Raw genomic sequence first — 21,993 nt, forward strand, 5'->3', positions numbered from 1 at the left:
CCACGCGAACCCGAAGAACTCCCCCCGGACTGGACACCCGACGAACCCATGCCAGCTCCCCTGCCCGACGAACCACCGTTCTGACCGCCGACCACCGGCCGAAACCAAAGGTGAATTGTAGGTGAACAAACAATGGCTTGTTAATTAACTGCTGGTATACAGTAATCGGAGCATTCGTTGAAGCAGTGCTGGGCATCGCGGTTACGGACTGTGCAATGACTGGGATAGTTGATCGAGGCCACGACATCGGGTTGAAAGCCGGCGACGTGTTTGCCGGGTACACCATCGTTCGGTTCCTGGGATCCGGGGGAATGGGCGAGGTATATCTCGCCGAGCACCCGCGACTGCCCCGGCGCGAAGCGCTCAAGGTATTGGGCAATGCCGTATCTACCGACGACGACTACCGCCGCAGATTCGTCAGAGAAGCGGACCTCGCGGCCGCGCTGTGGCATCCGAACATTGTGCGCGTCAACGACCGCGGCGAATTCAACGGACAGCTATGGATCTCGATGGACTTCGTCGACGGAACCGACGCGGCGAGTTTGTTGCGCAACCACTATCCGGTCGGCATGCCGGCAGACGAGGTGGCCACGATAGTCGCGGCGATCGCCGGCGCACTCGACTATGCGCATCAGCACCATGATCTTCTGCATCGCGACGTCGGCCCCGCGAACATCCTGCTCAGCCAACCGGAAGAAGGTGATCGACGAATCCTCTTGGGCGACTTCGGGATAGCGCGCAATATGTTCGACGCCAGCGGTCTGACCGCGACCAACATGACCATCGGCACGTTTCCCTACGCGGCGCCAGAACAACTGACCGACGAACCAATGGACGGCCGCGCCGACCAGTACGCGCTAGCGGCCACCGCCTACCACCTGCTGACCGGGTCAACACTCTTCCCGCACAGCAACCCGGCCGTCGTCATCGGCCGCCACCTGACCACGCCACCGCCCCCATTAGCCGAAACCCGGCCCATGCTCAGGGTTTTCGACCCGGTGCTTGCGGTAGCCCTGGCCAAGGATCCCGCCGATCGATTCCCGCGGTGCACTGATTTCGCCGACGCGTTCGTACGGGCAGCCCGCTCCGGCAGACACCCGACAGCTTCGGCTTCGACAATGCCGAGACCGCTGGCGATCAGGCCCGCCAAGCCGACAGATGTACCAAAGGCGTTGACTGACACCGACCAACAACGACGACACAAACCGTGGCGAATCTTCGCCGCGGCATCGACGGTAATCGCGCTTGCGGCCGTCGGCGCCAGTGGATACCCGATCGACAACGACACAGCCCCGGCTGAACAGGGCCTGCCGGCTGCTTCCCCAACGCTGGCGCAGCCGGCACCGGAGCCACCAGCACCGCCACCAGCGGTACCCCCACCGGCGGTACCGCCGTCGCCGAAAGTGGAGCCGGCCGCGCAGAACGCCCCGCCTCCAGTGCCCTCGACTCCGCGGCGCGTTCCGGCCACGCCGGCTCCCCAGCAACCGACACCCGACCAGACTTTCCTCAATCTCGTGTCCGAGATTCCCGGTATCACCATCACCGACCCGGCCACCGCAGCCGCAACCGGCCGTGCCGTCTGTGTGGGTATCCAAAACGGCGGCAGCCCCAACGATGCCGCCGCCGCGACCGTGAACCGCAACCAGGGCATCACCCCCGAGCAGGCCGCCGCCGGCATCAACGCGGCGATCACCGCCTACTGCCCGAATCTGCGATAGCGCCAGCCGGTTTGGGCGTTATCCGCCGAGCGGTGGTTGCGCCATGACGGTCGGCTTGAATCCGTATCGGGGAGCGGCGAAGTTGGCGACGCCGCGCCCGGCCCCTGCCCCCGGCATGAGCGGCACCCCGCCGAATGCGCTGGCGGCGGGTTCGGCGGCCGCGCCGGACGCGAGGCCGTTGAGCGCCACGTTGATGGGCGTTGCCGGGACGCTGCCGGCCCAGGATGCCGGCGCCGACATTGCACCGACCTTGGCCGCATTTCCGACGGCAGCCGCAATCCCGCCCAGGCCACCGACATTCGGAACGGCTGCCGGTAACGCCCCTACAGCGGCCTTGGCGGCACCCTCGGCGGCCTTGGCCGCCGGCACGAGGGTCTGGGCAATGCCCTCGATGTCTTTGAAAGCCGTTGAGAAGAGCCGTACCGGAGAGACCAGCCTGATAAACGCGTCAAAGCCGGTGCTGGCGTCTACGGTCGCCGACCCCGTAATGCCTTCTACCAAGTCGCCCATCAGTCCGTTCACGATGATCCCGTCGCCGTTGGAGTTCCAGGTGTGCCCGGTCAGCCCGAGCACATTAAGCGGGTTGGACGCCCACGGCGGTTCATTGGTCATGCCGGCCAACTTCGACAGCATTTTGGGCACCTCGTAGAGCCCCTGGCCGCTGGCGGCTCCGTTGGCCGCGTTGAACACGGCGCTCAACTGGCCGCTGACCCCGTTCAGGCCGCTACTGATCGACTTCAGGTCGAACGGCGGCAACGTCGTCGCCGCCGCCGATGCACCCGAGTAGCCGTACATCGCTGTCGCATCCTGGGCCCACATCTCGGCGTACTGCGCCTCGGTGGCCGCGATGGCCGCGGTGTTCTGGCCGAGGAAGTTCGTTGCCAGCAGCGTCATCAGCAGGGCCCGGTTGGCCGCGACCTCCGCTGGTGGAACGGTCGAGATGAACGCCGCCTCGTAGGCGCTCGCGGCCGCCACCGCCTGCGCCGCAGATTCCTGGGCCTGGTCGGCAGCGTTGCTGAGCCACGCGATTTGGGGCGTGGCCGCGGCCGCCATCGATACCGACGAAGGACCCTGCCATGGTCCGTCGATCAGGCTGGCGACCACCGTTCCGTATGCAGACGCAGTGCTCTGCAGCTCGGCGGCCAGCGCTTCCCACGCTGTTGCGGCAGCCAGCATCGGCCCCGAGCCGGGTCCGGCATACATCAGTCCGGAGTTGATCTCCGGCGGTAAACCTCCGAAATCAAACACGATTCGTCTCGCTAACCGAACGTGGCCTGGTTGACGGCCTCGGTGGCCGCATACGAACCGGCACTGATACCGAGCGTGGTCGCCAACTGCTCCTGGACCGCGGCGGCCTGGGCGCTGACTTCCTGGTAAAGCCTTGCATGCTGGGCGAATTGCGCGGCCGTCAGCAGCGATACCAAGTCAGAGGCGGCGGGCACAACCGCTGTCGTCGGCCCGGCGGCGGCGGCATTTCCGGCCCGCATCGCTGCGTTGATGGACAGCAGCTCCGCGGCGGATCCCGCCAACACGTCTGGCTCTGCGATCACCAGCGACATTTGATTTCCTCCCTGAATTGAATTTGCGTCAAAAGCTTTCAGCGCGAAATAACGCGGCGCCGAAGCCGATCAAACGCCAGGTTAGGGCAGCCAACAAGCAACACCCCAGGTCCCATACATGCTGTTCACTATGGAGTCAGTAACTATTCATTTGCTGCCACATAAGTCCAGGACGCTGTGAACATTTGTATGAAACATATTGGAATCAAATATGATTAGAGTTCGATATGAAGTTGGGGGTAACCGCAGTCGCTGACGCTAGTGTGCGTGGTAAGTGCGGGCGCAGTTGACCTGCAGAAACCCGTTGTGCGTCAGGAAATAACATGGCGCGCCCCTAACGGCGCTGTGGCATAAAAGGATTCAACCGGACACGCTAAAATGCGGCGCGCCGCGAAGCCGGTGAATAGGATGGCGCTAAAGGCGCGGCACGGCGCCCTTGCAATCCGCAAAAGCAACCATGCTGAACGGGTGTCGAATTGGTGAGATAGACCTGCGCAACCATTGAAAGATGTTGAGCGCAAGTAACCGTCGACCCTTTGCTAAGGCCCTTGCGCCGACCAGGGGTCCGCGCGATTGCGCACACCGGTTGAACGCCAGGTGAACGAACGATGTCACCCCGAGACGCTAAGGTTCCAGTCATGCCGATTCGATGGAGTCGCCGGGGATCTATTTGTAATCCAATGGCTTTCGCCCTGTTCACGGGGATCGCAGCAGCGGTGCTGTCGGCTTGCGACTCGCACAATCCTGCGCCGCCGGGGGCAAATCCGCGGCAGGTGACGGTGTTCGGGTCGGGGCAGGTGCAAGGCGTCCCGGACACCTTGACCGCCGACGTCGGGATCTCGTTCACCGCTGCCGACGTGACCACCGCGATGAACCAGACCAACGACCGCCAGCAAGCCGTCGTCAATGCGTTGGCCGGCGCCGGGGTGGACCGCAAGGACATCCGCACCACCGAGGTCACCCTGCAACCGCAGTACAGCACGCCGGAAGCCACCGGTACCGCCTCCATTACCGCCTACCGCGCCGACAATGCCATCGAGGTCAAGATCCACCCGCCGGACGCCGCATCGCGTCTGCTGGCCCTCATCGTCGGCACCGGCGGTGACGCCACCCGGATAAGTTCGGTCAGCTATTCGATAGCCGACGACTCGCAGCTGGTAAAGGACGCGCGGGCGCGTGCCTTCGAGGACGCCAAGAACCGCGCCCAGCAGTACGCGCAGCTCTCCGGCCTGCACCTGGGCAAGGTGCTTTCCATTTCCGAAGCCGCCGGCTCCACGCCGGCGACGGGCACCCAGCCGGCGCCGCGCGCTTCGATGGTGCCGCTGGAACCCGGTCAGCAGACGGTGAGTTTCTCGGTGACGGCGATCTGGGAGCTGACGTAGCGCGCTACTGGTAGACCCTGGGGTCCAGGGTGCCGATGTAGGACAGGTCGCGGTAGCGCTCGTCATAGTCCAGGCCGTAGCCGACGACGAAGTCATTGGGAATGTCGAAGCCCACGTACGCGATTTCGACGTTCGCGCCCACCGCTTCGGGCTTGCGCAGCAGCGTGCACACCCGTAACGAACGCGGGTGGCGGCTGGTCAGGTTGCGCAACAACCAGGAAAGGGTGAGCCCGGAGTCGACGACGTCCTCGACGATCAGCACATCGCGATCGTGGATGTCGCGGTCGAGATCCTTGAGGATGCGCACCACCCCGGACGAGGATGTCGAGGACCCGTAGGAGCTGACCGCCATGAACTCGAACTGGGTGGGCAACGGAATGGCGCGGGCCAGGTCGGTGACGAACAGCACCGCACCCTTCAGCACAGTGATCAACAGCAGGTCCTGGCCGGTGTTAGCGGATAAGTCCCGGTAATCGCCGCCGATCTGCTCGCCGAGCTCGGCGATGCGCGCCTGAATCTGCTCCTGGGTGAGCAACACCGACTTGATGTCGCCCGGGTACAGCTCAGCCGTCACGACCACAGCGTAGCCACGTCGCCCGCCCAACAACCAACGCAGGCGTCAAATCGGTTCGGTCCGCAACGTCAGGACACCGTCGCGGCGCCCGGCGACCATCCGCTGACCGCGCAGCGTGGACCCGACCGCCACCCCGCCCTGGCCGCGCCAAGCGGTCACCAAGGTGTCCACACCGCGGATCTGCTTGTCGGTCAGGCCGATCGCCCCGCCGGCCAGCAGCCAACCGCGAATCACCCTGCGCCGCACCGGATCCGGTAGTGCGGCCAGTCCCCCAGCACTCAGCCCCGCCCCGGCCGAAACGTCCGGCAGCGCCTGCGCCGCGATCGCGTCGATGAACTCGGTGTCCTCGCGCAATGCCGTCGCGGTGCGGGCCAGCGCCTCGGCGACACCGCCGCCCAGCACGTCTTCCAGCAGCGGCAGCACTTCGCTGCGCAGCCGGGTCCGGGTGAAGCGGCGATCGGTGTTGTGCGGATCCTGCCAGGGCGCCAGGCCCAGCTCGGCGCACGCCGCATGGGTCACGCTGCGGCGCACCCCCAGCAATGGCCGGCACCACGGCGGGTCGTGCGGTCGCATGCCGGCGATCGACCGGGCGCCCGAGCCACGGCCCAGCCCCAGCAACACCGTCTCGGCCTGGTCGTCCAAAGTGTGGGCCAGCAGCACCGGCCCGGCACGGCCCGCGTCCAGCGCGGCGTAGCGGGCCGCACGCGCCGCGGCCTCCGGGCCGCCGTCGGTACCTACTGCCACGCAAAATACTTGCGCCTCAACACATCCCAGTGACAGCGCCTGCACCCGCGCCGTTTCGGCTACCGCGGCCGAATCCGGCTGCAGGCCGTGGTCGACGATCAGCGCCCGGGTGGGCAACAAGCCAGCCGCGACCGCGGTGAGTGCCAGCGAGTCGGGGCCACCGGACAGCCCGACGCACCACCGGTCGGGGCGGCCGAGATAGGCCGTCGCAAACTTCTCGACAGCCGTACGCAGCTGCCCTACAGCACCCGGTCGATCCATCGCCGCGGGCGTTCGATCTCGGCGGGCAGGGGCAGGGTCTCCGGGCCGGTCCAAATGGTGTTGAACCGCTTCATCCCGACCCGGTTCACCACGTCGTCGACGAACGCCTTGCCGCGGGTGTACTGGCTGAGCTTGGCATCCAGACCCAGCAGGGCGCGCAGCAGCCGCTGCAGCGGTGGCTGCTTGCGTTGCCGGCGTTCATCGAACCGGCGCCGGATGGTGGCCACCGACGGCACCACCACCGGCCCCACCGCATCCATCACGTGCTCGGCGTGGCCTTCGAGCAAGGTGCCGAGCACCAGTAGCCGGTCGAGGGCCTCGCGTTGCGGTTCGGATTGCACGGCTCGCACCAGGCCCAGGATCCCGCTCGGATGAGCACCGTCATCGGAGCCGCGATTGCGGACGAAGTCCGCGAGCCGGCCCACCACCTGCCCGATGTCGTCGGCGGGTTCCTTGGTCAACAACCCCAGCGATTCCGACATGTAGCCGGCGATCCAGGGGTTGGCGGTGAACTGCACCCGGTGGGTGACCTCGTGCAGGCACACCCACAGCCGGAAATCGGACGGGTCGACCTTCAGTTGCCGTTCCACCGCGATGACGTTGGGATACACCAGCAGCAAGACGCCCTCATCGGCCCCGCCGAACGGGTCGTACTGACCGAGAATGCCCGACGCCACAAAGGCCAGCACCGCACCCGTCTGCGCGCCGGTCAGCCGCCCGGTGAGGAAACCACGCGGCTGCTCGCTGCCGTTGGTCATGGCCCGCATCGATTCGGCGGCGGCCGCAATCCACGCCGGCCGGTCCACGACGCGCGCCGGCGGGACCACGTCGCCGGTGACCAGACCAGTCACTTCGCGCACCGGCGGTTCGGCCTGGGCCGCCGCATTGAGTAACTCGTCGATCGCCCGGCGACGGGTGTATTCCGTGGTCGGCGGGCCGGGGCGGGCCAGCTTGGACCCGACCGTGGCGGCAAATCGCCAATCGACCGTATTGCCCAGGGTGAGATCGGAAGCCGGGGTCACGTCGCGCACCCGCAGAACCACAGCTTGGTCGCCAGGGCATCTATCGCGTTGCGGCCGTTGGGTCCCGCCTCGTTGGAGATGAACGCGAAGGTGAGCACGCGTCCGCTGCTGTCGGTGAGCACACCGACCAAGGAGTTGATGGCGGTCAGGGAGCCGGTCTTGGCCCGCAGCCAGCCCGCCGGACCCTGTTCGGTGGACCGGTCCAGGAAACGTTCGCCCAGCGTGCCGCTGCCACCGGCGATGGGCAACAGATCCAGCAGCGGCCGCAACACCAGCTGATCGGGTCCCGCCGCGGCCTGCATGGCGCCGTCCAGCGTTTTGGCGGTCAGCCGGTCCAGTATCGACAAGCCACTGGAATCCACCAGCGCGGCACCGGCGGTGTCGACGTGCGCGGTGTTCAGCCGGTTGGTCACCGCGTCGACCGCGCCGGTGAAGCTCTGCGGCCGGTTGATGGCCGCGGCAACTTCGCGGGCGATGCACTCGGCCATCACATTGTCAGAGGCGTTCATCATCTGGGACAGCCGCTGGATCAACGGCGCCGACTGCACCACCGCCAGCTGCCGCGCCCCACCCGGCGCCGACGCAATGGTCACCGTCGCAGGATCGAGGCCCAGGGCCTTGGCCAGTTCGCGCCCAGCGTCCAGCGCCGGGGTGCGCGACCGTCTCGAGTTGACGGTCGTCGGCTGGATCCGCCCGGCATCGATCATCGCGGCTTCGATCGGCGCGATATCACCATTGTCGACGTCGGCCGGGTCCCAGCCCGGCGCCATGGTGGGACCGCTGAACGCCGAGATGTCGACCTGCACCCCCGTCGGCGTCACACCGCTGCGGTGGATCTGTTCGACCAGGTCGGCGATGCGCGCCGCGCCCCGGTACCAGGTGTCCTGGCCGGGTGGCGCGGCCGACAGCGTCGGATCCCCGGCGCCCACCAGCACGACCGGGGCCTGCGCGGCCGCTCCGCCGGCCACCACACGGGTGCTGATCCGGGTCTGCCGATCCAGCGTCAGCAGGGCCGCCGCCGCGGTGAGCACCTTGTTCGTCGACGCCGGCACCAGTGGCACGTCGTCGAGCTGGCGCCAGAGTTCCTTGCCGGTCAGGGCATCGGTGATCCGGCCGCCCAGCCGGCCCAGATTGGGATCGGCCACCGTAGGCGCCAGCGCGGCCAGCACGCCCGTCGGACTCGGCGCCGTGGCCGTGTCGGCCACCGGGGTGACGCCCGGTTTCACCGTGGGCGGCCTTGGCGGCGGAACGGGTGAGCGCGCACCACCGGTCCCGTGGCCGCCCGTGGTGAAGAATGCCGCGGCCGCCACCAGGGCGGCGACAAACGCCAGCACAGCCACCCCGATGAACACCTGGGTGGTCCTTCGCCAACGTTTCGGTCCCATGACACTCTTTCTCTTTGTGGTGCCTTTCTCCGGCCCATTCTGCCGAACCAGCCGCGACGCAGTGTGCAGGCACCGCCTCGACTAGGGTGTCTTCGACGCATTCGAGTTAAGGAGCCGACCCGTGCAATTCGACGTGACCATCGAAATTCCGAAGGGTGAGCGCAACAAGTACGAGATCGACCACGAGACCGGACGGGTGCGTCTGGACCGCTACCTCTATACCCCGATGGGCTACCCGACCGACTACGGCTTCATCGAGGACACGCTCGGCGAGGACGGCGACCCGCTGGACGCGCTGGTGCTCCTGCCGCAGCCGCTGTTCCCGGGCGTGCTGGTCGAGGCGCGGCCGGTGGGAATGTTCCGGATGGTCGACGAAAAGGGCGGCGACGACAAGGTGCTGTGCGTTCCGGCCGGCGACCACCGCTGGGACCACATTCAGGACATCGGCGACGTCCCGGAACACGAGCTGGACGCCATCAAGCACTTCTTCGTGCACTACAAGGACCTCGAGCCGGGCAAGTTCGTCAAGGCCGCCGACTGGGTCGGCCGTGACGAGGCCGAAGCCGAGGTGAACCGGTCCATCGAACGGTTCAAGACCGAGGGGCACTGAGCGCGCGCTCGCGCAACACGCGCCGGTTGCGCCACACGCTTTCGCTGAAGGCCGCCGCGATGAAGACCACGCCCACCGAAGCGGTGATCCACTCCGGTACCTGAAATCGGTGGTCAACCGATACCAGCATGATGACGGCCAGCGCGCCGATCGCCCAGTGCGCGCCGTGTTCGAGGTAGATGTAGCGGTCCAAGGTCTCCTGGCGGACCAGATAGATGGTGATCGACCGGACGAACATCGCGCCCACCAGGCCAAGGCCCAGCGCGATGATGATCGGGTCGGTGGTGATCGCGAAGGCACCGGTGACGCCGTCGAAAGAGAAGGTCGCGTCGAGCACTTCGAGATAGAGGAACAGCGTGAAGCCGGCTCTGCCCACCGCCCCGGGAGTTTCCTCCTCCGCGTCGGAGGGCCGAAACGCTGTGCTCAAACCGTTGACGACGAGATAGGTCACCAGACCCAGCACGCCGGCGGTCATCACCGTCGCGCGCCCGTCGCCGGTATGCGTCAACTGCAGGCCCACCAGGATCAGGGTCACTCCGGCCACCACCACCGGCACCTGACCGAGCCGGCCGATACGCGCGAACGGACCCTCAATCCACTTGAGCCACTTGATATCCCGGTCGTGAAAGACGAAATCCAAGAACAGCATCAGCAGGAACATGCCGCCGAAGGCCGCGATCTGCGGGTGTGCGGCATGAATGAGCTTTTCGTAGCTGGCTGAGCCGTCGGGATATTCCAGCGCCCCGCCCGGCGGCGGATGCAGGGCCAACCGCATGGCGCGCACCGGGTCCAGGCCGGCGCTGAACCACACGATCGCCAGCGGGAACACCAGACGCATTCCGAATACCGCGATGAGAATCCCGATCGTCAGAAACATCCGCTGCCAGAACTGGCTCATCTGCTTGAGCACCGTGGCGTTGATGATGGCGTTGTCGAACGACAGCGACACCTCGAGGACACCCAGCACCGCCAGCAGGAACAGGGCGCTCGGCCCGCCGTGCAGGTAGCCGAGCACCAGCGCCACGGCGGTCACTGCCAGCGACAAGGCGAAAACGCGGAACGTTGTCAATGAACTCTCACGGGTCCTTCTACCAGCGGAATCGGGTCGCTGGCCAGCCAGTTCAATCTTTACCCAATACCTACTCAACGAACGCCTGCAAACCTCGTCTTCACCTGAGACTCAAACGCATTCCCTAGGAGCGTCCACGTGCTGATACCAGAGTTTTCCTGGCTGCCGCCGGAAATCAATTCGGCGCGGATCTTCGCCGGTGCCGGATCAGGGCCGCTGTTCGTCGCGGCCGCGGGCTGGGAGGCGCTGGCCGCGGATTTGCAGGCCTCGATGTCGTCGTTCCAGTCGGTGATCAGCGGCTTGGTCAGTGGACCGTGGTCGGGTCCCACGTCGTTGACCATGGCAGCAGCGGCCACTCCGTACGTGGGCTGGCTGAGTGCGGCGTCGGCGCAGGCCGAGCAGGCGGCCGGCCAGGCCCGTGCGGCCGCATCGGCCTTCGAGGCTGCGCTGACGGCGACGGTGCATCCGGCGGCGGTGGCGGCCAATCGGGTGTCCCTGCTGTCGCTGATCGCGACGAACTTCCTGGGGCAGAACACGCCGGCCATTGCCGGTACCGAATTCGACTACGCGGAGATGTGGGCGCAGGACGTCGCCGCGATGCTGGGCTACAACGCCGGCGCGGCATCGGTGGCTTCCGCGCTGACGCCGTTCACCATCCCGCTTGATTTGGCGGGGCTGAATTTGTCCGGGTTGGCCTCGACGGCGACGGCTGCGGTGTCGGGCGCGGTGACGGCCGTGCAGTCGGCGGCCTCCGCGCTGCCCGTGCAGTCGTTGATGTCGGTGGCGCAGATCGCGATGTATCCGGCCAGCATGCTGATGTCGCCGATGATGCAACTGGCGACTTCGGCGAACTCGAGTACGGCCGGCTTGGCCGGTTCGGCGGCCGCCGGGCTGGCCGACGTGCCGAAGTTCGTCGGGGACATCGGTCCTGCCGCGAAGGGTCTCGGCGGCGGTGGCCTGGGCGCGGGAATGTCGGCCGCGCTGGGACAGGGCCGCCTGGTCGGTGCCATGTCGGTACCGCCGACCTGGGCGGGCTCGACACCGGCCGCCATGGCCAGTTCGGCGGTGCGCGGGCTGGGCAGCGTGGTTCCCACGGCTCCAGAGCTGGCGGCCGCGGCGCCGACGGGTAGCGGCGGCATGCCGATGATGCCTATGCCGATGGGCGCGGGCGCCGGTGCGGGTATGCCCGGCCCGATGATGGGCCGCGGCGGTGCCGGTTCGAATGTGGTGCAGTCTCGGCCCAGCGTGATACCGCGGACCGGGGTCGGATAGGGCGGGGGTGATGGGTTAGTTTTCTTCGCTTTTCGGCTACACGCAATTTGATTGTTTTTTGTTCTGGAAAGGAGCAATGGAATGACTACACGCTTTATGACCGACCCGCACGCGATGCGGGACATGGCGGGCCGCTTCGAGGTGCACGCCCAGACCGTCGAGGACGAGGCCCGTCGCATGTGGGCGTCCTCGCAGAACATCTCCGGCGCTGGCTGGAGCGGCCTTGCCGAGGCGACCTCACTGGACACCATGGGCCAGATGAACACCGCGTTCCGCAACATCGTGAACATGCTGCACGGGGTGCGCGACGGACTTGTGCGCGACGCCAATAACTACGAGCAGCAAGAGCAAGCCGCACAACAGACCCTCAGCAGCTAGAAATAGCCAAGACTTTTGAAAGGACTTCGATCATGACGATTAATTACCAATTCGGTGACGTGGACGCCCACGGCGCCACAATTCGCGCTCAGGCGGCTTCGCTGGAGGCAGAGCACCAGGCGATCGTGCGCGACGTGCTGGCCGCCGGTGACTTCTGGGGTGGCGCCGGTTCGGTGGCCTGCCAGGACTTCATCACGCAGCTGGGCCGCAACTTCCAGGTGATCTACGAGCAGGCCAACGCGCACGGTCAGAAGGTTCAGTCCGCCGGCAGCAACATGGCACAGACCGACTCGGCGGTGGGTTCCAGCTGGGCTTGACCTCGTTCTGACCCGTCCTGGACAACCGGCGGGCATTGCCCGCTTAGTATTTCGACGGTGACGGAAGTCGGCGGCTCGGCGGCAGCTCCAGCTGGACCGGTCGCGCGCAGTAGCGTCGCCCGGGTTGGCAGCGCAACGGCGGTGACGGCCCTGTGCGGCTACGCGGTGATCTACCTGGCAGCTCGCAACCTGGCGCCGGCCGGCTTCTCCGTCTTCGGTGTGTTCTGGGGTGCGTTCGGGCTGGTGACGGGCGCGGCCAATGGCCTGCTGCAAGAAACCACCCGCGAGGTCCGCTCGATGGGCTATGTCACCTATATCGAAGCGCTTTCGGACACTCCCAGATCGCATCCGCTTCGCATCGCCGGGCTGGTCGGGCTCGCGTCAGCTGTCGTGATCGCGGCCAGTTCGCCGGTGTGGAGCGGGCGGGTGTTCGTCGAGGGCCGCTGGCTGTCGGTGGCCCTGCTCAGCATCGGGCTGGCGGGTTTCTGTCTGCACGCCACCCTGCTGGGCATGTTGGCCGGCACCAACCGGTGGACGCAGTACGGCGCGCTGATGGTGACCGACGCGGTTATCCGGGTGGCGGTCGCGGCGGCGACATTCATCCTGGGCTGGGGCCTGGTCGGCTTCTTGTGGGCAACCGTCGCCGGGTCGGTGGCCTGGCTGATCATGCTGTTGACCTCGCCGGCCGCCCGTGCGGCGGCCCGGCTGCTGACGCCCGGCAGCACTGGGACATTTCTGCGCGGCGCCGCGCATTCGATCACCGCGGCCGGCGCCAGTGCGATTCTGGTGATGGGTTTTCCGGTGCTGCTGAAGCTGACGTCTACTCAGCTGGGCGCCCAAGGTGGTGTGGTCATCCTGGCGGTGACATTGACCCGTGCGCCGCTGCTGGTCCCGCTGACCGCCATGCAGGGCAACCTCATCGCACACTTCGTCGACGAACGCACCCATCGGATTCGGGCGCTGATCACGCCGGCGCTGATCATCGCGCTCGTCGGCGCAATCGGTGTGGTGCTGGCCGCCGTGCTGGGCCCCTGGCTGCTGCGGGTCGGGTTCGGGGCGCAATACCAGGCCAGCAGCTCGCTGCTGGCCTGGCTGACCGCGGCGGCCGTCGCGATCGCGATGCTGACCCTCACCGGCGCCGGCGCGGTGGCCGCCGCGCTGCACCGGGCGTACTCGCTGGGCTGGGTGGGCGCGACCGTGGCCGCCGGATTGTTGCTGCTGCTGCCGCTGGCGCTGGAGACGCGCACGGTGATCGCGCTGCTCTGCGGTCCGCTGGTGGGAATCGGCGTTCATCTGGTTGCGCTGGCGCGGGCCGGCGGCGTGTAACTTGTGGGCTTGAAATGCCTTATCCGGAAGTCTGGATCGTCATCCCCGCCTACAACGAAGCCGCCGTCATCGGTGCGGTCATCGCCGACGTACGGTCGGTCTTCGACAACGTCGTCTGCGTCGACGACGGCGGCAGCGACGGCACCGGCGAGATCGCCTTGGCAGCCGGAGCTCACCTGGTCCGCCACCCGATCAATCTGGGTCAGGGCGCGGCCATCCAGACCGGCGTCGAGTACGCGCGCAAGCAGCCCGGCGCCCAGATCTTCGCCACCTTCGACGCCGACGGCCAGCATCGCGTCAAAGACGTGGCCGCGATGATCGAGCGGCTGCGCACCGATGACGTCGACGTCGTGATCGGAACCCGCTTCGCGCACTCCATGCACCAGGCTTCTTCCATTGGGCAAGCCAGCCGGCCGCCGCTGCTCAAACGGATCGTGCTGCAAACCGCCGCGCGGTTGAGCCGGCGCGGGCGCCGGCTTGGCCTCACCGACACCAACAACGGCCTGCGAGTGTTCAACAAGAAAGTGGCCGACGCGCTGAACATCACCATGAGCGGCATGAGCCACGCCAGCGAATTCATTGTGCTGATCACCGAAAACCATTGGCGGGTAGCCGAATATCCCGTCGAGGTGCTCTATACCGAATACTCCAAGTCGAAGGGGCAGCCGCTGCTCAACGGAGTCAACATCATTTTCGACGGGTTCCTGCGAGGGAGGATGCGTAGATGAACTGGATCCAGGTGCTGCTGATCGGGTCGATCATGCTGCTGCTCGCCTACCTGCTGGGCTCGCGCCGCAGTGCGCGGTCCAAAGCGTGGGTCAAGGTGGGCTACGTGCTGTTCGTGTTCGGCGGTGTGTACGCGGTGCTGCGGCCGGACGACACGACGGTGGTTGCGCACTGGTTCGGGGTGCGCCGCGGCACCGACCTGATGCTCTACGCGCTGATCATGGCGTTCAGTTTCACCACCCTGAGCACCTACATGCGGTTCAAAGACTTGGAATTGCGGTATGCGCGGCTGGCGCGCGCCGTGGCGCTGGAGGGCGCGCAGGCACCCGAGGACGCACAGCCGGCCGAGTCGCACTAGCGCCTTGAGTGTGATGCGGCTTACAGTTGTGCATCCCCTTAACCGACCGCAGGAGGCGCCATGATCGACCCTGACGAAGTCACCACTTCCGACGACGACCGCGACGAGGGCGAGCCGGAAAAGGACCTGCTGCCGGCCTGATGACTCAGGACCCATCGGTCGAGCGCCACGTCGGCGAGATCGACGAGTTCGGCTACACCGTCGTCGAGGACGTCCTCGACGCTGATTCGCTCGCTGAGTACCTTGCGGATACGCAGCGGCTGGAACGGGAATTGCCGACTGTCGTCGCCAACTCCAACACCGTCGTGAAAGGCCTGGCGTGGCCGGGACACCGCCCGGTCACCAAGGCCGACCACGACTGGGTGCGCATCGACAATCTGCTGCTGCACGGCACCCGCTACGAGGCATTGCCGGTGCATCCGAAGCTGCTGCCGGTGATCGAGGGCGTACTTGGCCACGATTGCCTGCTGTCGTGGTGCATGACCAGCAACCAGCTGCCGGGGGCGGTCGCCCAGCGCCTGCACTGCGACGACGAGATGTATCCGCTGCCGCGGCCGCATCAGCCGCTGCTGTGCAACGCGCTGATCGCATTGTGCGACTTCACCGCCGACAACGGGGCCACCCAGGTGGTGCCCGGTTCGCACCGCTGGGCCGAGCAGCCGTCGCCGCCGTACCCGGAGGGCAAGCCGATCGAGATCAAGGCGGGCGACGCGCTGGTCTGGAACGGCAGCCTGTGGCACACGGCCGCGGCCAACCGCACCAATGCGCCGCGGCCGGCGCTGACCGTCAACTTCTGCGTGGGATTCGTGCGCCAGCAGGTCAACCAACAGCTCAGCATTCCGCGAGAGTTGGTGCGCCGCTTCGAGCCTCGGCTGCAGGAGCTGATCGGCTACGGGTTGTTCGCCGGCAAGATGGGCCGCATCGACTGGCGGCCGGCCGCGGACTATCTGGACACCGGGGACGAGCACCCGTTCCTGGATGCGGTTGCCGACCGGCTGGTTCCCGTCCCGGTCTGATCAGTCGGCGTGCTGCTGCCGGAAGTAGTCGACGGTGCGACGCACGCCGTCGGCCAGTTCGACCTGCGGGCGCCAGCTCAAAACCCTTGCGGCCAGGCCGATATCGAGGCAGGAGCGCTTCAGGTCGCCCAGCCGCGGTGGATGAAATTCCGGGTCGTCGGGGCCGCCGACGGCCGCGGCCACCGCCGAATGTAGTTGGCGGTCCGAGGTTTCCAGGCCGGTGCCGACGTTGAAGCGCTGACCGCCGCCCGCGTCGCCGGACGCTTTGATGAAGGCGTCCACCACGTCGTCGACGAACACGTAGTCGCGGGTGTTGCTGCCGTCGCCGAATACCTTGGTGGGCTTGCCCGACAGCAGCGCCTGGGCGAAGATCGCGACCACCCCGGCCTCGCCGTGCGGATCCTGGCGCGGGCCGTACACATTGGCCGGTGCGATGTGTGAGCAGTCCAGCCCGTAGAGGTGGCGGAAGGTGTTCAGGTAGATCTCGCCGGCGACCTTGCCCGCGGCGTACGGCGAAGCAGGATCGGTGGGGACGTCCTCACTGGTCGGGTACACCGGCGGGGTTCCGTAGATGGATCCGCCCGAGGAGGTGTGGACCACCTTGCGCACCTCTGCGCGTCGCGCCGCCTCGGCCAGCCGGATGGTGCCCACGACATTGACCTCGGCGTCGAACTTCGGGTCAGCCACCGAATTCCGCACGTCGATCTGGGCCGCCAGGTGAAACACCACCTCGGGCTGGTGCTCTTTGAAGACGGTTTCCAGATCCGCGGTGACGATGTCGGCCTCGACGAAGACATAGGCGGAGTTGTCGGCCAGATGCTCGAGGTTGGTCGCGCGACCCGTCGCGAAGTTGTCCAGCCCCACGACCGTGTGGCCGTCGGCCAAGAGTCGGTCGACTAGCGTCGACCCGATGAATCCGGCTGCCCCGGTGACCAGTGCGCGCACCGGCCCACCATACCGAGTGGTGCTCGCGGCAGCCGCTTTGATCACCGTGCAGCTGGCGGTTCGTGCGGTGCTGGCGTTCGATGGCTACTTCTACTGGGACGATCTGATCTTGATCGGGCGGGCCGGCACGCAGGGTCTGCTGTCGCCGTCGTACCTGTTCGACGACCACGACGGGCACGTGATGCCGGGTGCGTTCCTGGTGGCCGGGACGATCATCCGGCTGGCCCCGCTGGTGTGGATTTGGCCGGCGATCAGCCTGGTGGTGCTGCAATTGTTGGCCTCGTTGGCGCTGCTGCGCACGCTTTACGTGATCCTCGGCTGGCGCCCGGTGCTGCTGCTTCCGCTGACGTTCGCGCTGTTCACGCCGCTGGGTGTGCCTGGGTTCGCGTGGTGGGCCGCGGCGCTGAATTCGCTGCCGATGCTGGCCGCGCTGGCCTGGGTGTGCGGCGATGCGGTGCTGCTGGTGCGCACCGGCCGTCAGCGCTACGCGCTGTCCGGGGTGTTGGTGTACTTCGGCGGGCTGCTGTTCTTCGAGAAGGCCGCGGTGATTCCGTTCGTGGCGTTCGCGGTGACCGCTCTGGTAGGTCACGTGAACGGCGAGCCCTGGCGTCGCGTATGGCGGCGTGGTGTGCGCCTGTGGATTCCGTCGCTGGCGCTGACGGCCGGCTGGGTGGGGCTGTATCTAGCCGTGGTGAACCAGCGGCGGTGGAGTTCGGATTTGTCGATGACGTGGGCGCTGCTGCGCCGCTCGATCACCCACGGCATCGTGCCCGGTCTGGCCGGCGGCCCGTGGGAGTGGGAACGCTGGGCGCCGTCGTCGCCGTGGGCCAGTCCCCCCGTGCTGGTGATGGCGCTGGGCTGGGCCGTGCTGGTTTTCGCGGTGGCCGTGTCCCTGGTGCGCAAGCAGCGCATCGGGCTGGTCTGGCTCACGGCGGCGGGCTATGCGGTGGCCTGCCAGGTACCGATCTATCTGATGCGCTCGTCGCGGTTCACCGCCCTCGAGCTGGCCCAGACGCTGCGGTATTTCCCCGATTTGGCGGTCGTGCTGGCGCTGTTGGCCGCGGTCGCATTCAGCGCCCCCAACCGGCCGTCCGCGGCGTGGCTCGATGCTTCCCGGGTTCGGACTGCCGCGACAGTTGTTGTGGCACTGTCGTTTTTGACCAGCAGTCTGTATTCGACGTCGACGTTTCTGACGTCCTGGCGCGATAATCCTGCCGAGCCTTACCTGAAGAATGCGCGCGCCAGTCTGGCTGCCGCACATGCGAATTCGCCCGCGCCGCTATTGGATCAGGAAGTCGATCCGCTGGTGCTGCAGCGGGTGGCCTGGCCGGAGAATCTGGCCAGCCACATGTTCGCCTTGCTGCGCGATAGACCTGAATTCGCTTCCGCGACCACGCAATTGCGCATGTTCACCAGCACCGGCCGGCTGGTTGATGCGCGGGTGACGTGGGTGCGCACCATCGTGCCCGGTCCCATGCCGCACTGCGGCTACTTTGCCCAGCCCGACCAGCCCACCCGGCTGGTTCTGGACGGGCCGCTACTGCCCTCGGACTGGACCGCCGAACTGAACTATCTGGCCAACACCGACGGCTCGATGACGCTGTCGCTGCCCGAGGGCCCGGAGGTGAAAGTTCCAGTGCACCCCGGCCTCAACCGCGTCTTCGTCCGGCTGCCGGGCGCCGGAGACGCGATCGCGGTGCGGGCCAACACCACCGCGCTGGCGTTGTGCATCGCGTCGGGACCGGTGGGTTTTCTGGCTCCGCTGTGATTACCGTGCGCCGCCAGCGTGAAGCTGGCGTCACGCTCGCGGCCGAACGTGAAGCTGGCATCACGCTCGACGCCGGGGAATGATTGAGGTGCGGTAGTCCAAAGGGGATTCGCAATGACTGCATTCAAGATCATGTCGCCGCGGCGGATGACCGCCTGCACCGCCTTGGGTGCCGCGCTAATGGCCGCGGGGCTGATCGCCGCGGCGCCGCCGGCCAACGCCGGCTGCCAGTACGGCGGAGTTGGCGTTCTCAACAAGTGTGATGGGCCCATTCAGCCTGACGGAACCTGGCAGCGTTGCGTCACATTCGTCAATTGGGTGGCCCACGGCGCCAGTTCCTACCTAGTGCCCGACAAGCACTGCGATTTGATGGGACCTGACCAGCGCCCGTCGGATTTCAACTTCGCCGAGCCACCCATGCACATCGACGACTAACAAAAACTCGCTGGAGCCGCCTAGGAGAATCGAACTCCTGACCTATTCATTACGAGTGAATCGCTCTACCGACTGAGCTAAGGCGGCGGTGCCCTCAGCGGGCGGGACGAGTCTACGGCAGGTCGGCGCACCCGCCCAAGCCGGACCGCGGTGATGCTGTGACCATCCGCGGATAGTTAGCGCAGTTCCTGCCCGATAGTGGCGACCATGGCGTCCACGGCGAACTTGGGTTTGACGTTGACGGCCAGCGCTTCGCGGCACTCCAGAACGGCCTCGATGCAGCGCAGCAGCCGCTCGGGCGTGGCATGCGCGGCCAGAGCAGCGACCCGGTCGGACATGTCGGGGTGGTTGGCCTGCACCCCACTCGCGTTCGCCGAGACCACCAGCGCATCGCGGAAGTAGGTGGCCAAGTCGATCAGCGCCCGGTCCAGCGCGTCGCGCGAAGCGCGGGTCTGACGGGACTTCTGGCGTCGCTCAAGGTCTTTGATGGCACCCGCGGCTCCGCGCATTGCGCCGGCGGTGCCTTTACCGGTACCGCCGGCCCCCAGCGCCGTGCGCAACTCTTCGGTCTCGGCCTCGGCCCGGTCGGCGGTCAGCACCACCGCTTCGGCTTCGGCGGCCGAAACCAACTCCTCGGCCGCGGCAAACGCCCGCGCCGGCGTCGCGGCGTCGCGCACCAGGCCCAGCGCCTGCTCACGTCGCTGCCGGGCCTCGGGGTCGGTCGCCAGCCGCCGCGCCCGGCCCACATGGCCACCGCTCACCGACGCAGCCCAGTCAGCCGTCTCGACGCTCAGCCCGTCGCTGTCGACCAGCACCTGCGCGATCGCTTCGGTCGACGGCGTCACCAGCGCCACATGGCGGCACCTAGAGCGCAGCGTTATCGCGATGTCTTCGGGGTCCACCGACGGGGCGCACAGCAAGAACACCGTCGACGGCGGCGGCTCCTCGACCACCTTCAACAAGGCATTGGCCGCGCCCTCGGTCAGCCGGTCGGCGTCCTCGATGACCACGATCTGGCGCCGGCCCGTGGTCGGGCGGCGCGACGCGATCTGCACGATCGCGCGCATCTCGCCGACACCGATCGACAGACCCTCGGGAATCACCCGCCGGACGTCGGCATGGGTACCCGCCATGGTCGTCGTACAGGCCCGACAGCGCCCACAGCCAGGTTCGCCGTCCCCGGTGCACTGCAGGGCGGCCGCGAAACACAACGCGGCAACCGAGCGCCCCGAGCCCGGCGGTCCGGTGATCAGCCAGGCATGTGTCATAGTCCCGTCGCCCAGCGCGCTGTGATCTGAGTCACCACGGGCAGCTTTGGCGGCCGTAAGCAGCTCGGCCGTCACCGCTTCCTGGCCTACCAGCCGCGTAAACACCCCGGACATATTCGGGCAGAGTAGCGACCCCCGCTGACAGATACCTATCAGCCGCCGTTTCGCGACAATTCCGTAATCTTTCGCCGTCTTTCGTCCACTTCGAGCGACTTGCCGAGGCAGTTCGAAGTTTCCGACGAGTCACCGCTGCCCGATACGGTGGGCTAATGGCCACGACGGCGGCGTTACCCGGACGAATCAGCGCATTCGTCCGATGGGTGGTGCGCACCCCGTGGCCGGTCTTCTCGCTGAGCATGCTGCAGGCGGACATCATCGGGGGGCTGTTCGTCCTGGGCTTCCTGCGCTACGGCCTGCCACCTCACGACCGCATTCAGCTGCAGGATCTGCCGCAGCTGAACGTGGTGATCTTCATCAGCTCGGTGATGCTGTTGTTCCTGGCAGGCTTCGTGTGGAACCTGAAGCTGCTGGTACCGGTTTTCCGCTGGCAGCGTCGCGACAATCTGCTCGGCGAAACCGATCCCGCCGCCACCGAGCTGGCCCGCAGCCGCGCCCTGCGGATGCCGTTCTACCGCACGGTGATCAGCCTGGTGTCCTGGGCCGTGGGCAGCGTCGTGTTCATCATCGCCAGCTGGTCGGTGGCTCGCTACGCTGCGCCCGTCGTGGCGGTGGCCACCGCACTGGGCGCCACCGCGACCGCGATCATCGGCTACCTGCAGTCCGAACGGGTGCTGCGGCCCGTGGCGGTGGCCGCGCTGCGCAGCGGTGTGCCGGAAAACCTCAAGGCGCCTGGCGTCATCCTGCGGCTGATGCTGGCCTGGTCGCTGTCTACCGCGGTGCCGCTGTTGGCGATCGTGCTGGCGGTGGTGTCGGACAAGATCTCGCTGCTGCACGCATCGGCGGAGAAACTGTTCAACCCCATCCTGTTGCTGGCGCTGGCCGCGTTGGGCATCGGCTCGGCCAGCACCCTGCTGGTGGCCATGTCGATCGCCGACCCGCTGCGCCAGCTGCGCTGGGCGCTGTCGGAGGTGCAGCGCGGCAACTACAACGCCCACATGCAGATCTATGACGCCAGCGAGCTGGGCCTGCTGCAGGCCGGCTTCAACGACATGGTCCGCGATCTGTCCGAGCGGCAGCGGCTGCGCGACCTGTTCGGCCGCTACGTGGGCGAAGACGTGGCGCGGCGCGCCATCGAGCGCGGCACCGAACTGGGCGGCCAGGAACGCGACGTCGCGGTGCTGTTCGTGGACCTGATCGGCTCCACCCAGCTGGCCGCGACCAGACCGCCGGCCGAGGTGGTCAGCCTGCTCAACGAGTTCTTCCGGGTGGTCGTGGACACCGTCGGCAGGCACGGCGGGTTCGTCAACAAGTTTCAGGGCGACGCCGCGCTGGCCATCTTCGGCGCCCCGATCGAACACCCGGACGGCGCCGGGGCGGCGCTGTGCGCCGCGCGTGAGCTGCACGACGAACTCCTGCCGGTGCTGGGTTCCGCGGAGTTCGGCATCGGAGTGTCGGCCGGACGGGCCATCGCCGGGCACATCGGCGCCCAGGCCCGTTTCGAGTACACGGTGATCGGCGACCCGGTCAACGAAGCCGCCCGGCTCACCGAGCTGGCCAAGCTGGAAGAAGGCCACGTGCTGGCCTCGGCTATCGCGGTTAGCGGCGCACTGGACGCAGAGGCGCTGTGCTGGGACGTCGGCGAGGTCGTGGAGCTGCGGGGCCGGGCCGCCCCCACTCAGCTGGCGCGCCCGCTGAATCTGGCCGGGGTTGAGGAAGTCACCAGCGAAGTCAGCCGGTAAC

At 67.1% G+C, this 21,993-nt stretch carries 21 protein-coding genes, 1 tRNA gene and 1 pseudogene; 13 read left to right on the plus strand and 10 right to left on the minus strand.

Annotation, left to right across the window (positions count from 1 at the left end):
* The first annotated feature begins 215 nt into the window (after nucleotides 1-215).
* A complete protein-coding gene (locus tag BST12_RS24270; RefSeq protein ID WP_083115796.1) occupies nucleotides 216-1,718 on the plus strand; it encodes a serine/threonine-protein kinase in 1,503 nt (500 codons plus the stop codon).
* Between the two features lie 18 nt (nucleotides 1,719-1,736).
* Here BST12_RS24270 and BST12_RS24275 read toward each other — a convergent pair whose 3' ends face one another.
* Both BST12_RS24275 and BST12_RS24280 read right to left on the minus strand, forming a co-directional pair.
* Nucleotides 1,737-2,966 carry a PPE family protein gene (locus tag BST12_RS24275; protein ID WP_083115797.1) on the minus strand — a complete coding sequence of 410 codons (1,230 nt, stop codon included), beginning with the start codon at nucleotides 2,964-2,966 and terminating at the stop codon, nucleotides 1,737-1,739.
* Nucleotides 2,967-2,977: 11 nt separating this feature from the next.
* Nucleotides 2,978-3,277: a PE family protein gene (locus tag BST12_RS24280; protein WP_083115798.1), complete on the minus strand. Its 300-nt coding sequence runs from the start codon at nucleotides 3,275-3,277 to the stop codon at nucleotides 2,978-2,980.
* A gap of 680 nt (nucleotides 3,278-3,957) precedes the next feature.
* Between BST12_RS24280 and BST12_RS24285 the strand changes: the two genes are divergently transcribed.
* Nucleotides 3,958-4,659 carry an SIMPL domain-containing protein gene (locus BST12_RS24285; RefSeq protein WP_245850549.1) on the plus strand — a complete coding sequence of 234 codons (702 nt, stop codon included), beginning with the start codon at nucleotides 3,958-3,960 and terminating at the stop codon, nucleotides 4,657-4,659.
* A gap of 4 nt (nucleotides 4,660-4,663) precedes the next feature.
* On the opposite strand, the pseudogene hpt reads toward BST12_RS24285, so the two are convergent.
* The 4 genes and pseudogenes from hpt to dacB all read right to left on the minus strand — a co-directional run bounded on the left by hpt (nucleotide 4,664) and on the right by dacB (nucleotide 8,645).
* Nucleotides 4,664-5,282 (minus strand): annotated as a pseudogene (hpt, locus tag BST12_RS24290) (hypoxanthine phosphoribosyltransferase).
* The gene (tilS, locus tag BST12_RS24295; protein WP_083115801.1) at nucleotides 5,279-6,238 is read right to left on the minus strand and encodes a tRNA lysidine(34) synthetase TilS; all 960 of its coding nucleotides are present in this window, start codon (nucleotides 6,236-6,238) and stop codon (nucleotides 5,279-5,281) included. The pseudogene hpt and the gene tilS overlap by 4 nt, the downstream one beginning before the upstream one ends.
* Nucleotides 6,217-7,260: a zinc-dependent metalloprotease gene (locus BST12_RS24300; protein ID WP_083115818.1), complete on the minus strand. Its 1,044-nt coding sequence runs from the start codon at nucleotides 7,258-7,260 to the stop codon at nucleotides 6,217-6,219. Before BST12_RS24300 ends, tilS begins: the two co-directional genes overlap by 22 nt.
* Nucleotides 7,257-8,645, minus strand: a complete 1,389-nt coding sequence (gene dacB / locus BST12_RS24305; protein WP_139801888.1) for a D-alanyl-D-alanine carboxypeptidase/D-alanyl-D-alanine endopeptidase — start codon at nucleotides 8,643-8,645, stop codon at nucleotides 7,257-7,259. The genes BST12_RS24300 and dacB overlap by 4 nt, the downstream gene beginning before the upstream one ends.
* Before the next feature lie 121 nt (nucleotides 8,646-8,766).
* On the opposite strand from dacB, the gene BST12_RS24310 reads away from it, so the two are divergent.
* Nucleotides 8,767-9,255 (plus strand): inorganic diphosphatase, encoded by a 489-nt coding sequence (locus BST12_RS24310; RefSeq protein WP_083115803.1) that lies wholly within the window; start codon nucleotides 8,767-8,769, stop codon nucleotides 9,253-9,255.
* On the opposite strand, the gene BST12_RS24315 is transcribed toward BST12_RS24310, so the two are convergent.
* Nucleotides 9,236-10,324 (minus strand): DUF475 domain-containing protein, encoded by a 1,089-nt coding sequence (locus tag BST12_RS24315; RefSeq protein WP_083115804.1) that lies wholly within the window; start codon nucleotides 10,322-10,324, stop codon nucleotides 9,236-9,238. The genes BST12_RS24310 and BST12_RS24315 overlap by 20 nt on opposite strands.
* Nucleotides 10,325-10,465: 141 nt before the next feature.
* On the opposite strand from BST12_RS24315, the gene BST12_RS24320 reads away from it, so the two are divergent.
* From BST12_RS24320 to BST12_RS24350, 7 genes are all read left to right on the plus strand, one after another.
* Nucleotides 10,466-11,596, plus strand: a complete 1,131-nt coding sequence (locus BST12_RS24320) for a PPE family protein (RefSeq protein ID WP_083115819.1) — start codon at nucleotides 10,466-10,468, stop codon at nucleotides 11,594-11,596.
* An 81-nt stretch (nucleotides 11,597-11,677) separates the two neighbouring features.
* Nucleotides 11,678-11,974, plus strand: coding sequence for a WXG100 family type VII secretion target (locus BST12_RS24325; protein ID WP_083115805.1), 297 nt, complete (start codon nucleotides 11,678-11,680; stop codon nucleotides 11,972-11,974).
* A 32-nt stretch (nucleotides 11,975-12,006) separates the two neighbouring features.
* Nucleotides 12,007-12,291, plus strand: a complete 285-nt coding sequence (locus BST12_RS24330; protein ID WP_083115806.1) for a WXG100 family type VII secretion target — start codon at nucleotides 12,007-12,009, stop codon at nucleotides 12,289-12,291.
* Between the two features lie 48 nt (nucleotides 12,292-12,339).
* A complete protein-coding gene (locus BST12_RS24335; RefSeq protein ID WP_372510903.1) occupies nucleotides 12,340-13,617 on the plus strand; it encodes a polysaccharide biosynthesis protein in 1,278 nt (425 codons plus the stop codon).
* A 14-nt stretch (nucleotides 13,618-13,631) separates the two neighbouring features.
* Nucleotides 13,632-14,345, plus strand: coding sequence for a glycosyltransferase family 2 protein (locus BST12_RS24340; RefSeq protein WP_083115808.1), 714 nt, complete (start codon nucleotides 13,632-13,634; stop codon nucleotides 14,343-14,345).
* Complete coding sequence (locus BST12_RS24345; protein ID WP_083115809.1) at nucleotides 14,342-14,701, plus strand: DUF2304 domain-containing protein; 360 nt, start codon at nucleotides 14,342-14,344, stop codon at nucleotides 14,699-14,701. The genes BST12_RS24340 and BST12_RS24345 overlap by 4 nt, the downstream gene beginning before the upstream one ends.
* Before the next feature lie 140 nt (nucleotides 14,702-14,841).
* On the plus strand, nucleotides 14,842-15,717 hold the full coding sequence (locus BST12_RS24350; protein WP_083115810.1) for a phytanoyl-CoA dioxygenase family protein: 876 nt from the start codon (nucleotides 14,842-14,844) through the stop codon (nucleotides 15,715-15,717).
* Here the strand turns inward: BST12_RS24350 and BST12_RS24355 are convergent, their stop codons facing one another.
* The gene (locus BST12_RS24355) at nucleotides 15,718-16,662 is read right to left on the minus strand and encodes an NAD-dependent epimerase/dehydratase family protein (protein ID WP_083115811.1); all 945 of its coding nucleotides are present in this window, start codon (nucleotides 16,660-16,662) and stop codon (nucleotides 15,718-15,720) included.
* Here BST12_RS24355 and BST12_RS24360 point away from each other — a divergent pair.
* Both BST12_RS24360 and BST12_RS24365 read left to right on the plus strand, forming a co-directional pair.
* The gene (locus tag BST12_RS24360) at nucleotides 16,628-18,430 is read left to right on the plus strand and encodes a hypothetical protein (RefSeq protein ID WP_083115812.1); all 1,803 of its coding nucleotides are present in this window, start codon (nucleotides 16,628-16,630) and stop codon (nucleotides 18,428-18,430) included. The genes BST12_RS24355 and BST12_RS24360 overlap by 35 nt on opposite strands.
* Before the next feature lie 147 nt (nucleotides 18,431-18,577).
* Entirely contained in the window at nucleotides 18,578-18,865 is a 288-nt protein-coding gene (locus tag BST12_RS24365; RefSeq protein ID WP_083115820.1) for a CDGP domain-containing protein, read from the plus strand.
* Nucleotides 18,866-18,876: 11 nt separating this feature from the next.
* Here the strand turns inward: BST12_RS24365 and BST12_RS24370 are convergent.
* Nucleotides 18,877-18,952, minus strand: a tRNA-Thr gene (locus BST12_RS24370).
* Between the two features lie 89 nt (nucleotides 18,953-19,041).
* Nucleotides 19,042-20,247, minus strand: coding sequence for a DNA polymerase III subunit delta' (locus tag BST12_RS24375; protein ID WP_083115813.1), 1,206 nt, complete (start codon nucleotides 20,245-20,247; stop codon nucleotides 19,042-19,044).
* Nucleotides 20,248-20,402: 155 nt separating this feature from the next.
* Here BST12_RS24375 and BST12_RS24380 point away from each other — a divergent pair, with 155 nt between their 5' ends.
* The gene (locus BST12_RS24380) at nucleotides 20,403-21,992 is read left to right on the plus strand and encodes an adenylate/guanylate cyclase domain-containing protein (protein ID WP_083115814.1); all 1,590 of its coding nucleotides are present in this window, start codon (nucleotides 20,403-20,405) and stop codon (nucleotides 21,990-21,992) included.
* Nucleotide 21,993 lies beyond the last annotated feature (1 nt).

The organism is Mycobacterium angelicum, from assembly GCF_002086155.1.
GTDB classification, from domain to species: domain Bacteria; phylum Actinomycetota; class Actinomycetes; order Mycobacteriales; family Mycobacteriaceae; genus Mycobacterium; species Mycobacterium angelicum.